The following is a 16,306-nucleotide window of genomic DNA, read 5'->3' on the forward strand; positions in this document are numbered from 1 at the left end:
AAGACCAATCATCCCATATTATATAAGGGATTTTTAAGCTAAAAGGATAAAAAGAGATCATTGATCATTCTATTTTTTTGGGCAAAAAAATAGATAAATTTACACTTCGTTTTTACATATACCTTTTATAGAATAATCGCGTAAGTTAATTTTTATGATGAGGAGGAAAGTTATGAAGAAAATTTTAGGCGTTTTATTGATTTGCCTGATGTCAATTACATCAGTATTTTCCTTTCAGCCTTCAAAAGCTGAGGCTGCTGAGCATAACCCCGTTGTTATGGTACACGGTATTGGTGGTGCCAGCTATAACTTTATGAATATAAAATCATATTTACAATCTCAAGGATGGTCAAGTGATCAGCTTTATGCCATCGATTTCTTTGACAAGACCGGAAACAATATCAATAACGGTCCTAAACTATCACAATTCGTAAAAAACGTATTGAAAGAAACAGGAGCAACAAAAGTAGATATTGTTGCCCACAGTATGGGTGGTGCGAACACTCTTTATTATATTAAAAATTTAGATGGCGGCGATAAAGTAGGGAATGTTGTAACGCTTGGAGGCGCCAATGGTTTGGTCACAAACACAGCTCCATCAGGTACTGATCCAAATCAAAAAATCTCGTACACTTCGATTTACAGTACAGGTGATTTTATAGTATTCAACAGCTTGTCCCACTTGAATGGCGCCAACAATATCAAAATCTCCGGAGTCAGTCATGTCGGTCTTCTGTTTAATAGCAAAGTGAACAACATGATTAAAGATGGTCTTCATTAAGATTGAAACCCTTGAAGAGGACAAGCCCTTTTCAATGGTTGATCTCTAAATCGGTCTCAAATATATCATCACATCGTATTTTAATGATGTTCGAGAACCTTACGAAAATAGGATAATAATTTGTCCATTACTTTGTCAAAAGCATCCTCATCCGTTGGTTGATAAGGAATGCTCTAATTAAAACGGCTCGCTTTCCATACTGGTTTTCGGGCAAAAAATTGATCATTTTACACTTCGCTTTCACATGTTCTTTTATTTTTAGGAGGAGAGTCATGAACCGTCAAAAGTATTTATCCGTTTTACTCATTTGCTTAATGTCTATCGTATCCGTATTTTCCTTTCAACCATCAAAAGCTAAAGCTGCTGAGCATAACCCCGTTGTCATGGTTCATGGGATAGGCGGTGCCAGCTATAATTTTGCAAGTATTAAAGCGTATTTGCAGTCTCAAGGATGGTCAAGCAATCAGCTTTATGCGATTGACTTTTTAGATAAGACGGGGAATAGTTTCACGAATGGACCTGCATTATCGTTATACATTAAAAGTGTATTGAGAAAAACAGGAGCAAAAAAAGTAGATATTGTCGCTCACAGCGCAGGCGGAGCCAACACCCTTTATTATATTAAATATTTAGATGGTAGCGATAAAGTAGGAAATGTTGTAACGCTTGGAGGCGCCAATCGTTTAGTCACAAGTACAGTGCCTCATTCAAATCACAAGATCTTGTATACTTCCATTTACAGTACGGGCGATTTAATTGTTTCCAACTTTCTATCTCACTTGAATGGTGCCAAGAACATCAAATTATGGGGTATTGGTCATATCGGCCTTTTATATAACAATCAAGTGAACAGCTTCATTAAAGGAGGCCTTACCGGCAGCGGGTACTAGGTTTTCAAACCTTGAAGAGACAAGCCTCTTTTTAAAAGGCTTGTCTTTTCCACAATCATAAAAGGACTCTAAATAAACGTGTTCGTTCATTCAGTGTCCATATCCTCCATTATTCCACTATAATTTCAAACACCCTTTGCTCAAGATTATACTTAGCATCCTGAAAGGAAAATTTATAATCATCTGTTTCGGCATCAGGTGAAAGCCATGCTCCATATTTTCTGATGGTCTGGACAATATTTTCAATTTCAGCCGGAGTGAAGTCTCCTATATCGGTGCCTTCGGTTTCAGCAGTATGGCGTATTTTTACGGTAATCAGCATCACTTATAACTCCTTTCACTTGCTGTTTGAACACATCTTAATAACAGCATATTTCTTTTTGTACTAAATCGTGTCTTTACTCTTAGTTTCAGATTATTCGAGTTTTCTTTTTTAAAGACCTAATTTATTGGAAAAGCCGAGAGCACTCATGAAAAAGAACTTTCCAAATCACACTTTTTAAAATTTTTGTTTACAAAACAGGAAATATTTCATAAGATAGTGAAAGTAAATCGTAATCATTACTTTTTGGAGGTTTTTTGATCATGTTATACATAGCGAAACGATTCACCATCCTCATTGTTTTTCTTTTGTTGCTTTCTGCCTGCTCTGCTTCTAACAACGGATCAGTGCGAGAAAATGATAAAAAACTTAACTTTCTTTTCAATATCCCAAGCCAGACTCTTGATCCCCATTTAGATGTTAATTACACGTCTGTTCGTGCAGGTATTAGTGAAACACTTGTAAAAATCACTTCTGATCTCACCATCGAGCCTTGGCTTGCAAAAGATTGGAAAAGTACAGACGGACAAACATGGGTATTTTCAATTAGAGATGATTTGACCTTTCAAAACGGCAAAAAAGCAGATGCTAAAGCTGTTAAAGCATCTTTAGAAAGAGCAATTCACGACAGTAAAGCCATAAAAAATGCATTAAAGGTGAAAGAAATGAAAGCCCAAGGACAAAGGTTGACGATTAAGACAACAGAACCTTTTCCAGAATTCCCTTCTGAACTGGTCCATCCAAACACAGCCATCATCGATGTCAGTGAAACGAATTTCTCACAAAAACCTATTGGAACAGGACCTTTTCAAGTCACTTCATTTGAACCAGGCCATAGAATTGAGCTTGAACGCTATGAAAATTATTGGAATGGTAAACCGAAGCTGAAGCAGGCGACTTTCTCGTTCAATGAAGATGCAAACGCACGTATGTTAGCTTTACAGTCAAAAGACGCAGACATCATTTACAGACCGAGTGTTGAAAACATTGAACATATGGAAAAAGACCCGGCAATTGTTGTTGACTCAGTTCCGAGTCTGCGTGTTCATCAACTGCTCTACAACATGAAGAAGAGCAATTTATCCGAAGTTCATCTTCGACAAGCACTTGATGCTTTACTAAATCGGAAAGAAATTGCAGAAAATATAATGGCCGGGCAGGCTCAGTCGGCTGAAGGACCATTTCTTAAGAAATTCCCGTTTTCTTCCAAAGTCATACAGAAGCCAAGTGGATTAGATGCGGCAAAAGATGAACTGAAGAAAGCAGGCTATCAATTTAAAGATGGCAAAGCTGTTAAAAACGGCAAAGCTTTATCTTTGACTCTTCTTACCTATCAGTCACGTCCAGAACTGCCTTTAATTGCCCAAGTCTTTGAGTCAAACGCAAAACAACTTGGGATATCTATTAAGATTCAACAAGTGGAGAATATTGACGAATATTTGACTGAAAACAAGGATTGGGATTTGGCTACATACAGTGCAATGACCGCACCTAGAGGGGATGCCGGCTATTTTCTGAACACAGCTTATATGCCAGATGGTGCTCTAAACTACAGCGGGGTACACCAGCAATCATTGATCAAGTGGATTGAGGAATTTAACCACACCATTGATAAAGACAAACGAAATCACCTTGCCAAAAAAGCGGCTGATTTTATTCAAAAAGAGACATTGAACTCTTTTATTGTTACTCCGCAAAATATCACGGCATATAGAGATTATGTTTTAAACTGGGAAACGAGCAAAAGCGAGTATTATATGTTGACTAAAGATTTGGATGTGAAAACAGAATGAAACACATAACGAAGCGACTGTTTGAGCTGGTCTTGTTCTTATTTTTACTCTCTTTTATCAGCTTTATTTTTATGAAGGCGGCTCCCGGTGATCCAGTCAAACAAATGCTTCGTGTTGATGATATTGCGGTAACAAATGATCAAATTGAGAGATTTAAAGAAGAAATTGGATTCAACAAACCCGTTTATCTCCAATATTTGGACTGGCTAAAGCAATTTTTCCAATTTGATTTCGGTCATTCCTATACTACCCACAAGCCCGTCATTGATGAGCTTAGTCGCACATTCCCGGAGACATTGCTGTTAAGTATGACATCACTTATCGTCATGCTCTTGATATCTGTGCCAATCGGGACGCTTTCTGCCCTATATCAGGATCGCTGGATCGATCATATCGGCCGAATATTCGCGTTAATCGGCGCTTCGATCCCTAGCTTTTGGCTCGGTTTGATCTTCATTGATCTCTTTTCTGTCAGATTGAATTGGTTGCCTTCAATGGGATCAGGTACAGTTTGGCATTTGATTCTTCCCTCTCTGACACTGGGCATTGCCATGTCTGGCGTCTACGTCCGCTTTGTGCGATCAAGCCTGATTGAGAGTTTGGGTCAAGATTTTATCAGATCAGCTAGAGCCCGCGGAATTAGTGAATTTAAAATCTTTTGGTTTCATGCGTTTCGACACAGCCTTATCCCTGTTATTACGATATTCGGTGTCAGTTTAGGGAGTTTACTTGGAGGAACGGTCATTATAGAAGTACTTTTTGCCTATCCAGGCATCGGTAAACTTGTTGTTGATGCAATTATTCAGCGGGATTACCCAATTATTCAAGGTTATATTCTTTTGATGGGGGTCACCGTCGTTATCATTAATTTATTGATCGACCTTTCTTATCAATTCCTCAATCCTGAGATTCGTTTAAAGGAGGCTGAACGAAAATGAAAAAATCGGTTGTTAATCAAGTGTTGAGCAAACCTCTGCTAATCGGTTTTTTGTTGATACTTTTTCTAGCGCTATTAGCAGGCCCATTATTTGTCCCATTTGATCCGCTTCATACAGATATGACAAATCGGTTGCAGCCGGTAAGCTTTCAGCACTTGCTTGGTACCGATCATTTGGGGAGAGATATCTTTTCGCGTCTGCTGACTGGAGCGAGAGCAACAGTTGGTACAGCCTTTGCTGCAATTTTCATCTCCATCTGTTTAGGTGTTCCTATCGGATTGATCTCCGGATTTTTTGGCGGGAAGCTAGATCGAATCACCATGAGATTGATTGATGCTGTTATGGCTTTTCCTGACTATATTGTCGCTATTGTCTTAAGCGGGTTGCTTGGACCTGGTCTGATGAATTTAATTTTGGCAGTCGTCACTGTCAAATGGGTTAGCTATGCAAGGCTTGTCAGAAGTACCGTGTTTTCTGAAAAACAAAGGGATTATATCGCTTTAGCCAAGTTGGCAGGGCTCAAACCGCTGTCAATTTTAAAAAAACATCTTACTCCTCATATACTTGGACATGTCTCAGTTCTTATGACACTTGATATCGGGAAAACGGTGTTAATGATTGCAGCTCTTTCTTATATCGGATTAGGTGCCCAGCCCCCTCACCCAGAATGGGGAGCGATGCTAAATGAAGGGAGAACTTATTTCTTAAATGCTCCCCTTCTAATGATCGTTCCTGGCCTTGCGATTATGCTCATTGTGTTCATTTCAAACTTATATGGCGATCTTTTAAGAGACCGATTTGACGTCAAGAACAAGAAAGGAGTTTCATAATGCCGATTCTGTCTGTTCAACACTTATCAATCAGCGATCAGCAAAAAGACATTGTTAAAAATGTCTCCTTCTCAATTGATAAAGGTGAATGGTTTGCGTGCCTCGGTGAAAGCGGGAGCGGTAAAAGCCTGACTGCTTCTGCCATCGTCAGGCTGCTCCCTAATCATATCACTGTTTCTTCTGGGAATGTTGTATTTGGAGAGCAAAATCTGCTACAACTCACCCGCAAAGAAATTCAAATGATTCGCGGTAAAGAAATCGCCTGCATTTTCCAAGACTATCAAGGGACATTTACTCCTTTCATGCGGATTGGTAAACAAATTGATGAGATGGTAAAAACCCACACGGATTGGTCTTACAAACAGCGAAAAGATGAAATTCTTCGCTCTTTTAAAGAAATAAACCTACCGGAAACACGGGTGTACGAAAGCTATCCTTTTCAATTGAGCGGCGGTCAATTACAAAGAGCCGCTATCGCTCAGGCATTGGTGCTCAAACCAAAACTCATTATTGCCGATGAGCCGACTACAGCTTTAGACAGCATAACTGCAGCCAATGTTTTAAAACAGCTTGAATTGTTACGTGGCAAAACAAACTGTGCTGTCTTTTTCATCACACATGATTTACGCCTTGTTAAAAGATATGCTGATCGGGCATCGGTCATGCTGAATGGAGAAATTGTTGAAAGCGGCTCAGCCGAAAGCTTAATCAAGCATCCGAAACATGATGTTACAAAGCGCTTATTTTCAGCCATTCCATCGCTTAAAAAACCTGCTGAAACAGGAGTGGTTTCATGAATCAACAAAAGGAGACCATCCTGATGGTCAACAACCTTACAAAACATTATGCTTGCGGTCATAAAGCTGTTGACAATGTCTCTTTTTCTATTCGAAAAGGTGAATGTCTTGGGGTTACTGGAGAGAGCGGCAGCGGAAAAAGCACACTGGCCCGCTGCCTTCTATTGCTCGAAACAATTGACCAGGGCGAGATTCAGCTTCATCATCAACAGATCAGCAGGCTAAACAAACAAGAAGCTCGGCTGCACTGGCTGAAGCTTCAAGCAGTTTTTCAAAATCCCGCTGCAGCATTAAATCCAAAATTAAAGATCATTGATTCTTTAATGGAACCTTTAGATTTTTCTAAAAAAGCAGTGCAAGATGGTGGGCAAAATCGAATCCGTACGGCTGAACACCTTTTGGTTATGGTTGGCCTCTCATCTCACCTCCTTGATCGCTATCCACATGAACTAAGCGGCGGACAGCAACAACGTGTACTGATCGCGCGGGCTATTAGTACCCAACCCGCTGTCATCATATTTGATGAACCAACGGCAAGTCTTGATGTAATTAGTCAAGCAAACATTTTGAGTTTCTTAAAAGATTTGCAAGATCACTTGGGGATGTCATACTTATTTATTTCTCATGATCTTGCCGCTGTTCATTTTCTGAGTCACCGCATCATGGTGATGAAAGACGGGCGGATTGCAGATCATTTTGGAAAAGAAGAGCTGTTTTCTGAAAAAAGACAGCCTTATACAAAAAAACTGCTTCAGGTGTTTGAGGGGGGTTTTTAGTGACTCACAAACACTATCTGGCGATTGCTGTTCCGCTGATCATTTCAACGATTACGACACCTTTATTGGGAGCGGTTGATACAGCGGTCGCTGGACAGCTTTCTTCCTCTGCTTACATGAGCGGGGTTGCAGTCGGAACGATGATTTTTAACACGATGTATTGGCTGTTTGGTTTTTTGCGTGTCAGTACATCGGGGTTTGCCGCCCAATCACTTGGTGCACAAAACAAAATGGAGAGCGTTTTGGCTCTAGCCCGCCCTATTTGTATCGCACTGTTTTGCGGGATATTATTCATCACACTGCAAAAACCGTTTAAAGATTTTTCACTGATGCTGATTCAGCCTGACCAGCACACGGCAGAATTTGCGTCACAATATTTTTCCGTGCGAATTTGGGGTGCCCCTTTCGCTTTAGTCAGCTATTGCATTCTTGGGTGGTTGATGGGGATGTCTCTGATCAAAATGACTTTATTTCTGCAAGTTTCGATGAACATTTTGAATATTGTGCTTGATATCCTTTTTGTTCAAATGATGCATATGGAAGTATCCGGAATCGCAGCGGCTACCGTGATTTCTGAAGTATATGGCTGTTTTATCGGCTGCTGGCTTGTGAAAACAAATGCTGCTATGGGAATAAAACTTCCGTCTCTCAACCTGTTGTTTCACCCTAAACCATTTAAAAAAATAATAGCGGTTAACCGGGATTTATTGATCAGAACATTATGTTTACTAACGGTTTTCAATTTGTTTACAGCAAAAGGTGCCGCTTTTGGTTCTGACGTTTTGGCCGCTAATGCTATATTGCTTCAGATTCATTTTATCATCGCTTATATCTTTGACGGATTTGCCAATGCGTCAAGTATTTTTACCGGAAAAGCCATTGGGAAAATGGATCAATCGCTCTATTCTCGAACGTTTTCTTTATCTATTCAGTGGTCGTTTATTTCTTCAACTATTCTGACCGTCTGTTATTTTTTCTTCAAAGAGGAAATTATTCCTTTATTTACAACACTTGAAACCGTTATAGACATTGCAAAAATATATGATGTGTGGATGCTCTTATTCCCTTTGACCGCTAGCTTCGGATTGATTCTTTATGGAATCTTTACTGGTGCAACCGAGATCGTTCCTGTCAGAAATACGATGATATTAGCTGTTCTTATTTTTTTCGCTGCTTTTTTCACACTTGTACCCATTTTCGGAAACCATGGGTTATGGATGTCTTTTATTTTATTTAGTCTAAGTCGTTCCGTGCTTTTATGGATGGCCATGCCTCGCTTGACTGAACAGGTTTTCGGACGGCATGAGCTGGTTCATGGAATTGGGAAGTTCACGGCTAAGTAAGAACCCGGCTGACGAAAACTGGGTTCTTTGGAATACCCGCAGCCTTCATTCACCAAAGTCAAGTGGTTTTTTCATACGGAGACTGAAGGGATATTGCATGGTTTTTCAATGAAAAAACTATATGTATGATGGGCAAGAAACATTAGAAAACTTACCATGATTCAGGGGGAATGGCGAGACCCCGCAGGAGCAAAGAACGAGCTCCGAGGAAGCTCGCGGTACGCGGTTCATCCATAGACACCCCCTTTTATAAGTACAATTGGATTGAACGATTGGTAAGCTTAAACGGGCGGAAATTGGTAAAGACATTCATCCTGATGAAGCTTGTCTTTTTTAACTCGTGTGTATTGAATGTGAAGGCATCAATATTAGGCTCCCTTGCCTCACTGATATTGTAGCCCATTTGGTCCAAGCTAGGTTCACGTCTTGATCTATTTCAAAACGACCAAGTTTTTCCTTTGCATCACTTTTCATCAATATAGAAAAAAGAGTCTGCCAAAACGTCAGAAAAACTGACTTCTGGGACAGACTCGTTTCAAATGATCATTTCTTTAATTGGTTGATGAAATCATGCAAATGATCTAAAGTACTGATATTTTGGTTGCATTTTTCACTATCATAGCAAATGTAATTACCTCTGTCTGTGTAAGTTTCTTTGCCGCTTTTCACTCTGGACATGAATAATCCGACTTCATCAATTTTATGACATAGCGAACAGACGCCTTTTTTATGACTATGTCTAATGGTTCCATGTATCCCCATCAACTTTCCGTCAACATCCACAATCATGTATTTTCTCCCTGAGCCTGTATCGTTCCAGCCTAAATAGGAATACTCGGTCAACTCGATATTGTCAAGCGCCGGCATCTTTAATTTTTTCACTTTAGGGAACAATTTTTTAACAGTCTTTTCTGTTACTTGTTGAAATGGGATCACGTAAAGTTTCAATCGGGACAAAAATTGTTCAGCTTCCACGCTTTCTTTTATGTCAACCATCCTGCTCAATAAAGCTCTCTGTTCGCTTGTTAGGTCAGGAAATAAATCCACCACTTTTGCTAAAGCACTAGATATTAAAGCCTCGAGAACTGCTGTGTCCTTTACACTCGCATGTCCGAGAACAAGGGTTTGTGTTTGAAATTTAATAAATTGATATTGATCATTTCTGATAAAAACGTCCATATTTTTTGCCAGCTCCTTATTTTTGTGATCTTGAAATAAGGTGCAAAGCCATATTGAGATCAGAAACGATACCATACATTAGGCGATTCGTTTAAAACTTGACCTCATGCAAAGTATCGCCTGCTAAGATCATAGGCTTTGCATGAGACGTTGCAATCCCTGGAAAATAAATATCATTTACCATGGTCATATCACCTCCGAACCATTATCATCATTATAAAATAGGTTTGAATCATATTCAATGTCCACCATATCATCTAACTTTAAAATGAAGGTTTGAGAGGTGTCACTTAAGATTCGCAATTCCCGTTGCAACACATCAACATAATGAATGCACCCGGTCAATTTTTTCAATTCGCCTTTCTGAAAATAAGTAAATTGCAGCGGCCTGTTGTTTTCCATTGCTTCACAAATCACTTCATCAAATTCTTGATATTTTTGTTCATCCAATACCGGTTTTTCTACTTTATCAAGGCTTTCCTGATATTCTCTAAGTAATTTCACATGTTCTGGCAACATCATGGACACCCATTTGATCGTACCTCTGTCTCTCAGCATCCTTCATTCCCTCCTTTCTATGCCTGATGCCCGCCGACAAGTTTTGAACGCAGCCGAGCAGTCCCGGCATTTGTATAAGAAACCGCGTGTAATAGTGCTGTTGAGCCATACCGGTCTCTAATGTTATCCATCACATACCCGAGTGTTCGCTTTTTTTCTTGGTCTGGCCGGAAAAGATCGAGCTGTCTATTCGTATCATCCTGAACATTTGATAGAGAGAGGGAAATTTTCCGAACCGTTTTTCCTTCATAAAAGCGTTCAAACAAGGCAAGGCATGTGTGATAAAGATCTAGTGTGATATTTGAAGGGTTTTCCATTGTTTTGGAACGATAAAATCCCCCTCCAAATTCATCGCGACTGTATTCTATTCCCAGACTGATGGTCCGTCCTGCATGATGGTGATCCCGCGCCCTTTTGGCGACTTCTTCACACATTTCAAGAATGACAGCCTTTACTTCAGCAGGATCTGGATAATCGCGAAGCAAAATCTGACTTTTTCCATAGCTGATCTGCCCCGCCATAATCGGTGCTCCAATTGTTGAGAGGTCAATGCCCCAAGCGTGGTAATACAGCTGGTTCCCCATAAGACCAAATTTTTTTTCAAGGCGTTTGAGATCGTATTGCGCCAACTGACCAACTGTAAAAATGCCCATCCTGTTTAATGTTCTTTCCAATCTAGAGCCGATCCCCCACATTCTTTGGAGCGGAGATAATGGCCAAAGTTTCTTCTTTACATCTTGATAATTCCAAACTGCAATCCCTCTATCCGCTTTTTTCGCTTCAAGATCAAGACACAGCTTCGCCATCAACATATTGGGACCAACCCCAACAGTACAAGGCAGACCAAACTCCCTTTCCATGTCATCTTGAATGTTGGCGGCAATGATTTGCGCATCTCCCCACATATTTTCAACACCATCAACTTGAATAAAGCTTTCATCAACACTGTACGTATGAATCGCATGATGGGGTACATAACGACCAAACAGCCGGGTCAGCTCTTTTGATACACGGATAAAGACAGCCATCCTTGGATTAACGAGCTGGATGCGCGGATCATCGGGTAGCTGAAACAACCTTGTCCCCGTCTGAATGCCAAATTCCTTTTTAAGAGCTGGAGAAGCGGCTAAAACAATGCTTCCCTGCCGCTCTGTATTCCCAACAACCGCCAAGAAACAGGTCATTGGATCAAGCCCAAGCAAAACTGCAGCACAGCTTGCATAAAAACTTCGCATATCAACACATAAAATCGACCGCACCGGATATTGACTGTAATCTATCATCTTCTCCTCCACAAAAAGAACTGATGTTCGTTTACTAGTGTATGATTACTATACTCCGAATATACGTTCTATTTCTAGGTGTAAATTTATCCATGGAAAATCTCCCTAAAAGGATTAAAAAACACCTTCTATTGAAAGAAGGTGACATGGTATAATATCCTAAATCAGAATGCAGTCTCTTTAAGCTAAAAGGAGCAAACAAAATGGACGAGAAACTAATTGAAAAAATGCTAGGACAAACTCTACGCCAATACGGTCGACATGTTGAAATCGATCCGGTCAGCCCCCATGAAAAACAACTGCTGAAGCTGGCATTAACAGAAAAGCGGCTCAAGGAGCCTGCCGAAGATCTGCATGCCCATATTGAAGATGTGATCTATGATTATGTTACAAATCAAGGATTATTTTCATAATAGAAGAAACATTATCTCACTAACACAAATGTTGAAAGTGGTGCAACAGTGATGTGACTTCCTTTTATAACACCTATCGTCTTCGTTCCGGCATGTTGACCATCGACTAACAGTTTCCATGCTCCATCTACAGGTAACGGAATGACCTTAGATTGCTTATTTGCGTTGTGAATCACAGCAATTTCGTTTGCTTTGTCTCGATTTGCTTTTGCATGTAAGGTATACGCTACTACATTAGCGGGTGCATCGAGAAATTGCAGATTTCGCTGAATCGCTTTTGCATTTGTCATTCGAAATGACGAGTATTTTTTTCTGAGAGCAATCAAACCTTTCATATAGTCCACCTCTCGACTGAAAGTAGCTCGGCGCTTCCAATCTAATTGATTAACTGAATCTGGTGATCGATAGCTGTTATGATCTCCGCCTTTCGTTCTCATAAACTCTTGCCCCGCATGAATAAATTGAATTCCCTGCGATGTTAAAACAATTGATGAAGCAAGCTTGTGCATTTGTTTTCTAGTTTGTTCTGAATCGTTTGGATTTGTTAATTGAAGCTTATCCCACAGTGTATGATTATCATGAGCTTCAACATATGTGACGACTTGATCGGGATCTTCATATGTTGCAATCGAGCGATCATAATCTATTCCGGCGGCTATACTTTGTTGGATCAGCTTTTCCTGTCCCTGCTTTCCGTTGACAAATCCATTGTCATCATCAAAAAATACGCTTCCCTTGAGACCATCTCGGATTCGGTCATTAAAATGAGCAATCCGTTTCATATGTTGGGCATTTTTCTGATTGGCTTTTTGTTCTGGTGTTAGCTCAGTTGCTAAATCCCAGCCTTCTCCTAATGTGAGAATGGAACGGTCAATGTGAGTCAGCTTTTTTCTTACTTGATTCATCGTCTTTGTATCGTGAATGCCCATCAGGTCAAAGCGAAATCCATCGATATGGTACTCTTTTGCCCAATACGTTACAGAATCAACAATGAACTTTCGAACCATGTTTCGTTCAGAAGCCGTATCATTTCCAACACCAGTCCCGTTTGATAAGCTTCCATCTTCTTTGTAACGGAAAAAGTAACCTGGCACTAATTGATCAAAACTGTGTTCACTGACTGCGTACACATGGTTATAGACAACATCCATGACAATCCGAAGTTGGTGGTCGTGAAGGGTTTGAACCATTTGTTTTAACTCCTTAATTCTTGTTTTCGGTTCATAAGGATTTGTAGAATAAGACCCTTCTGGAACATTATAGTTTTGCGGATCATACCCCCAGTTAAACTGTGGTTCATTTAGTTTGGTTTCATCAACTGTACGGTAATCATAGATAGGCAGGAATTGAACATGGGTAACACCTAAATCTTTTATATGGCTTAACCCTGTTTTTACCCCCTTTGGACCTTTCGTATTCCATTCTGTTACACCTAGGAATTTTCCTTGATGTTTAATACCGCTTTCTTTTTGAGAGGATAAATCTCGAACGTGAAGCTCATAAATAATCGAATCTTCTGGATTCTTTAACTTCGGCCTTTGTTTCGTCCATCTTTGAGGATTTGTTTTCGCTAAATCAACAACAACCCCCCGCTGTCCATTTACAGTTGTTGCTCGCACATATGGATCAACGGCTTCGTTCCACTGATCTCCAATTTTCACTTTATACGTGTAAATTTGCTCATCATGATTCCCTTTTAATACAGTTTTCCATGTCCCTCTTTTACTTTTTTTCATCGGTATTTCTTTCATAGCCGGCCCATTCCATGATCGATAAAGAACTAGTTTCGCCTCGCTTGCTGTCGGAGCCCAGACACGAAACTTTGTTTTTGCTTTAGTGTACGTATTTCCTAAATCATGACCTTTATAATAAAATTTTTGATCAAATTTTTTCGTACGGACGATCTGACCGTGAGCAACTATAGCAGATCCATACCCTGTTTTCTTTACTTTATACGTTTTCGCCACATCAAGAGGCTGTTTTGTGATCACTTTAACTTTATTCGTAACAGCGCTTTCATTTCGTTGGTAGGGAATCACTTTGGCAATTTGAACCCCGTCAATTTTGATGTGCCGGAAGTCTTTTTCGCAATTAAAAGGTACGTTTGTTTCTAATGTAATTTGTTGAAATGTATCCATTGATGCTTTTGTAATTTTTCGAGTCGTGTCTGCATCACCTTCTTCATCATAAACCTGGGGCTTTCCTTGAACGATCCATATTTCTACACCGCCATCTTTCTTAATGTTTGTGATGAAACGATCCCCTCCATCTCGTTCTGCCCATTCATTTTTAGCAGTCGATTTTCGGACGATAAAACCGATTTTTTCAAAAAGGTCGCCATTTTCGTTGCTGATTGTATAAGTTGCTCGCTTGCCAAAAGCAGTTGTTTCAGTAAATTTAACTTGTTTTCCCTTGCTTCCTTTTTCAGGCCATGTCCAAATGTTCCAACCTTGATAATCTCCATTGTAGCGATGATAATTGATCGTAACATTGACTTTCCCATACTTTGGAACGTCACGATATTCTCCATCAGGTGGTGATGTATACGTCTGTTTATCTCCCCCTTTTACCCATACTTCTCCTTCTCCGTTCACAATTTGAATGAAGCGGTCTCCTCCATCCTTTTCCCATGACTCTGTACGGACGATAAATCCTACTTTATCATAATTTCCAGGCAACTCGATTTCTGCTACTTTTCCAAAAGCATCTTCATCCGTAAAAGTGTAAGCCTTTCCCTCTCCTCCTTCAGGAAAAACCCACAATCCCCACTCCTTTGTATCGTTTACAGCAGGCTGATAATGGATGATGACCTTTGTCGCCCCTAGACCAGATGCAAACGATTGCATAAACGGACTAAAAAAAGTGCTTTCTAATAACAATAGAGCAGTTAGCACCATAAAACAACGAGATTTCAATCAAAACCCTCCCTTAAAATAGTTGTGTACAATTTCTACTATAACTATATTTGTAAGCGTTAACATAAGGAATTTTTACTATTTTGTGTCAACAAATAAAGACCAACTTTATCTACTTATATTAAAAAATGTCTATTCATGACCAATTGTTTCCTGTATGATAATATCGTAAATATATAATGGTCGGGGGAGTTCATCATGAAACCAAACTGGAAAGATATACATCCGCTTAGCTGGACCATTATTATCGGAACAGTATTCGGGCGGATGGGAACGACAATGAGCATTCCTTTTTTAGCGATTTATTTAACACAAGTCAAAGGTGCTTCTGCCGCTTTTGCGGGAGCTGTGATTGCGACAAGTTCGCTGATCGGGCTTGCAGCAAGTTTTTATGGAGGATACTTATCAGACCGATTTGGACGGAAAGCAATGATGCTGCTGTCGATTTTTGTCTGGGTACTGGTGTTTGTAGGCTTTGCACTTGCTGATCATGTCTGGACTTTCTTTTTGATGAACGCCCTCAACGGATTGTGCCGGGCCCTTTTTGAACCAACTTCAAGAGCGTTGCTGTCAGATGTATCCAAACCTGAGACACGACTTTTTGTGTACAACCTCAGATATACAGCGATCAATCTTGGTGTTGTCTTTGGTCCGCTGTTAGGGCTCTACCTTGGTTCTTCAAAAACGACATTGCCGTTTTTGATTGCAGCTATCACTTATCTTATGTATGGGATCATGCTTGTGATTCAATTTAAAAAACATGACATACCGAAGCCTGAAATCAACAAGTGTATTCAAGTACAAGATGCCTTCAAAGTGACAAAATCAGACCGTGTCTTTTTGATTACATTGATTGGTACAACTCTTTGTGTGTTCGGCTATTCCCATTTCTCCTCAACGCTTGCTCAGTACATGGCGGCAAGTCCATTCATTGAGGATGGGACAAAGCTATTCGGGATCATACTAACATTAAATGCGGTAGTCGTGTTAACTATTCAGTATCCGATCGTCCATATTGCCAAACGATTTTCTCCCCTTATATCATTAATTATAGGAGATATTTTAATCAGTATCAGTCTGTTTAGCCTCTCATTTTTCCATCATCTATTATCGATTGTCATCATTGTTGTATTGTTTACAATCGGGGAAGTGTTGTTGTTTTCGATGATGGATGTATTGGTTGACCAAATTGCGCGTCCTGAACTAAAAGGGACTTACTTTGGAGCGATAGGTTTCAATCAGCTAGGAAATGTTATCGGTCCATGGATAGGTGGAATGCTGCTGGATGCTTTTGGAGCAGAGAAACCGTTTATCACCTTTTCAGTCTTGGCTATTGTCACCATTTGCGGAGTGCCTTTCTTATTTACAGCCTTCCATAAAGTTAGAATAGCGGAAACTGCAAAAGTAACTACCCATTCAGAAAAAACATTTTGAACTACCCCCACTTATCGACCTTGCAGTCTGATTGAAGTGGGAGATTCTTGGGAA

The 16,306-nt window shown here is 40.0% G+C and carries 15 protein-coding genes; 10 read left to right on the plus strand and 5 right to left on the minus strand.

Translation table 11 applies throughout. The annotated features are described in order from the left end of the window. The first annotated feature begins 172 nt into the window (after positions 1-172). Positions 173-781 (plus strand): esterase/lipase family protein, encoded by a 609-nt coding sequence (locus HOO54_RS13210; protein WP_172295971.1) that lies wholly within the window; start codon positions 173-175, stop codon positions 779-781. Between the two features lie 272 nt (positions 782-1,053). Continuing rightward, the gene (locus HOO54_RS13215; RefSeq protein WP_172295973.1) at positions 1,054-1,671 is read left to right on the plus strand and encodes an esterase/lipase family protein; all 618 of its coding nucleotides are present in this window, start codon (positions 1,054-1,056) and stop codon (positions 1,669-1,671) included. Between the two features lie 109 nt (positions 1,672-1,780). Here HOO54_RS13215 and HOO54_RS13220 read toward each other — a convergent pair whose 3' ends face one another. Beyond that, positions 1,781-1,993 carry a hypothetical protein gene (locus HOO54_RS13220; protein ID WP_172295975.1) on the minus strand — a complete coding sequence of 71 codons (213 nt, stop codon included), beginning with the start codon at positions 1,991-1,993 and terminating at the stop codon, positions 1,781-1,783. 263 nt (positions 1,994-2,256) lie between these two features. Between HOO54_RS13220 and nikA the strand changes: the two genes are divergently transcribed. Genes nikA through HOO54_RS13250 form a run of 6 tightly spaced genes read left to right on the plus strand, consistent with a single transcriptional unit; the run spans position 2,257 to position 8,470 of the window. Continuing rightward, on the plus strand, positions 2,257-3,786 hold the full coding sequence (nikA, locus tag HOO54_RS13225; protein WP_172295977.1) for a nickel ABC transporter substrate-binding protein: 1,530 nt from the start codon (positions 2,257-2,259) through the stop codon (positions 3,784-3,786). Beyond that, complete coding sequence (nikB, locus tag HOO54_RS13230; protein WP_172295979.1) at positions 3,783-4,724, plus strand: nickel ABC transporter permease; 942 nt, start codon at positions 3,783-3,785, stop codon at positions 4,722-4,724. Before nikA ends, nikB begins: the two co-directional genes overlap by 4 nt. Beyond that, positions 4,721-5,554 (plus strand): nickel transporter permease, encoded by an 834-nt coding sequence (gene nikC, locus HOO54_RS13235; protein ID WP_172295981.1) that lies wholly within the window; start codon positions 4,721-4,723, stop codon positions 5,552-5,554. Before nikB ends, nikC begins: the two co-directional genes overlap by 4 nt. Further along, the gene (locus HOO54_RS13240) at positions 5,554-6,351 is read left to right on the plus strand and encodes an ABC transporter ATP-binding protein (RefSeq protein ID WP_172295983.1); all 798 of its coding nucleotides are present in this window, start codon (positions 5,554-5,556) and stop codon (positions 6,349-6,351) included. The genes nikC and HOO54_RS13240 overlap by 1 nt, the downstream gene beginning before the upstream one ends. Continuing rightward, positions 6,348-7,127 (plus strand): ABC transporter ATP-binding protein, encoded by a 780-nt coding sequence (locus HOO54_RS13245; RefSeq protein WP_172295985.1) that lies wholly within the window; start codon positions 6,348-6,350, stop codon positions 7,125-7,127. The genes HOO54_RS13240 and HOO54_RS13245 overlap by 4 nt, the downstream gene beginning before the upstream one ends. Further along, positions 7,127-8,470 (plus strand): MATE family efflux transporter, encoded by a 1,344-nt coding sequence (locus HOO54_RS13250; RefSeq protein ID WP_172295987.1) that lies wholly within the window; start codon positions 7,127-7,129, stop codon positions 8,468-8,470. The genes HOO54_RS13245 and HOO54_RS13250 overlap by 1 nt, the downstream gene beginning before the upstream one ends. Before the next feature lie 543 nt (positions 8,471-9,013). Here the strand turns inward: HOO54_RS13250 and HOO54_RS13255 are convergent. The 3 genes from HOO54_RS13255 to HOO54_RS13265 all read right to left on the minus strand — a co-directional run bounded on the left by HOO54_RS13255 (position 9,014) and on the right by HOO54_RS13265 (position 11,490). Beyond that, positions 9,014-9,649 carry a FusB/FusC family EF-G-binding protein gene (locus tag HOO54_RS13255; RefSeq protein WP_172295989.1) on the minus strand — a complete coding sequence of 212 codons (636 nt, stop codon included), beginning with the start codon at positions 9,647-9,649 and terminating at the stop codon, positions 9,014-9,016. A gap of 186 nt (positions 9,650-9,835) precedes the next feature. After that, on the minus strand, positions 9,836-10,207 hold the full coding sequence (locus tag HOO54_RS13260; protein WP_172295991.1) for a YolD-like family protein: 372 nt from the start codon (positions 10,205-10,207) through the stop codon (positions 9,836-9,838). Positions 10,208-10,224: 17 nt separating this feature from the next. Continuing rightward, a complete protein-coding gene (locus HOO54_RS13265) occupies positions 10,225-11,490 on the minus strand; it encodes a Y-family DNA polymerase (protein ID WP_172295993.1) in 1,266 nt (421 codons plus the stop codon). A gap of 203 nt (positions 11,491-11,693) precedes the next feature. On the opposite strand from HOO54_RS13265, the gene HOO54_RS13270 reads away from it, so the two are divergent. Then, on the plus strand, positions 11,694-11,903 hold the full coding sequence (locus HOO54_RS13270) for a YqzH family protein (RefSeq protein ID WP_172295995.1): 210 nt from the start codon (positions 11,694-11,696) through the stop codon (positions 11,901-11,903). A gap of 11 nt (positions 11,904-11,914) precedes the next feature. Here HOO54_RS13270 and pulA read toward each other — a convergent pair whose 3' ends face one another. Then, on the minus strand, positions 11,915-14,800 hold the full coding sequence (gene pulA, locus HOO54_RS13275; RefSeq protein WP_172299543.1) for a type I pullulanase: 2,886 nt from the start codon (positions 14,798-14,800) through the stop codon (positions 11,915-11,917). Between the two features lie 216 nt (positions 14,801-15,016). Here pulA and HOO54_RS13280 point away from each other — a divergent pair, with 216 nt between their 5' ends. Beyond that, positions 15,017-16,252 (plus strand): MDR family MFS transporter, encoded by a 1,236-nt coding sequence (locus HOO54_RS13280; protein WP_172295997.1) that lies wholly within the window; start codon positions 15,017-15,019, stop codon positions 16,250-16,252. The last annotated feature ends 54 nt before the right edge of the window (positions 16,253-16,306 follow it).

The sequence above is a fragment of the Bacillus sp. WMMC1349 genome (assembly GCF_013155385.1).
Lineage (GTDB): Bacteria > Bacillota > Bacilli > Bacillales > Bacillaceae > Bacillus.

Bases quoted from the DNA above. Each gene is read 5' to 3' on its own strand.
- HOO54_RS13260 (WP_172295991.1), bottom strand. From the start codon at position 10,207: ATGCTGAGAGACAGAGGTACGATCAAATGGGTGTCCATGATGTTGCCA.
- nikC (WP_172295981.1), top strand. From the start codon at position 4,721: ATGAAAAAATCGGTTGTTAATCAAGTGTTGAGCAAACCTCTGCTAATC.
- HOO54_RS13210 (WP_172295971.1), top strand. From the start codon at position 173: ATGAAGAAAATTTTAGGCGTTTTATTGATTTGCCTGATGTCAATTACA.
- nikB (WP_172295979.1), top strand. From the start codon at position 3,783: ATGAAACACATAACGAAGCGACTGTTTGAGCTGGTCTTGTTCTTATTT.
- HOO54_RS13215 (WP_172295973.1), top strand. From the start codon at position 1,054: ATGAACCGTCAAAAGTATTTATCCGTTTTACTCATTTGCTTAATGTCT.
- HOO54_RS13270 (WP_172295995.1), top strand. From the start codon at position 11,694: ATGGACGAGAAACTAATTGAAAAAATGCTAGGACAAACTCTACGCCAA.
- pulA (WP_172299543.1), bottom strand. From the start codon at position 14,800: ATGGTGCTAACTGCTCTATTGTTATTAGAAAGCACTTTTTTTAGTCCG.
- HOO54_RS13255 (WP_172295989.1), bottom strand. From the start codon at position 9,649: ATGGACGTTTTTATCAGAAATGATCAATATCAATTTATTAAATTTCAA.
- HOO54_RS13280 (WP_172295997.1), top strand. From the start codon at position 15,017: ATGAAACCAAACTGGAAAGATATACATCCGCTTAGCTGGACCATTATT.
- nikA (WP_172295977.1), top strand. From the start codon at position 2,257: ATGTTATACATAGCGAAACGATTCACCATCCTCATTGTTTTTCTTTTG.
- HOO54_RS13245 (WP_172295985.1), top strand. From the start codon at position 6,348: ATGAATCAACAAAAGGAGACCATCCTGATGGTCAACAACCTTACAAAA.
- HOO54_RS13265 (WP_172295993.1), bottom strand. From the start codon at position 11,490: ATGATAGATTACAGTCAATATCCGGTGCGGTCGATTTTATGTGTTGAT.
- HOO54_RS13220 (WP_172295975.1), bottom strand. From the start codon at position 1,993: ATGCTGATTACCGTAAAAATACGCCATACTGCTGAAACCGAAGGCACC.
- HOO54_RS13240 (WP_172295983.1), top strand. From the start codon at position 5,554: ATGCCGATTCTGTCTGTTCAACACTTATCAATCAGCGATCAGCAAAAA.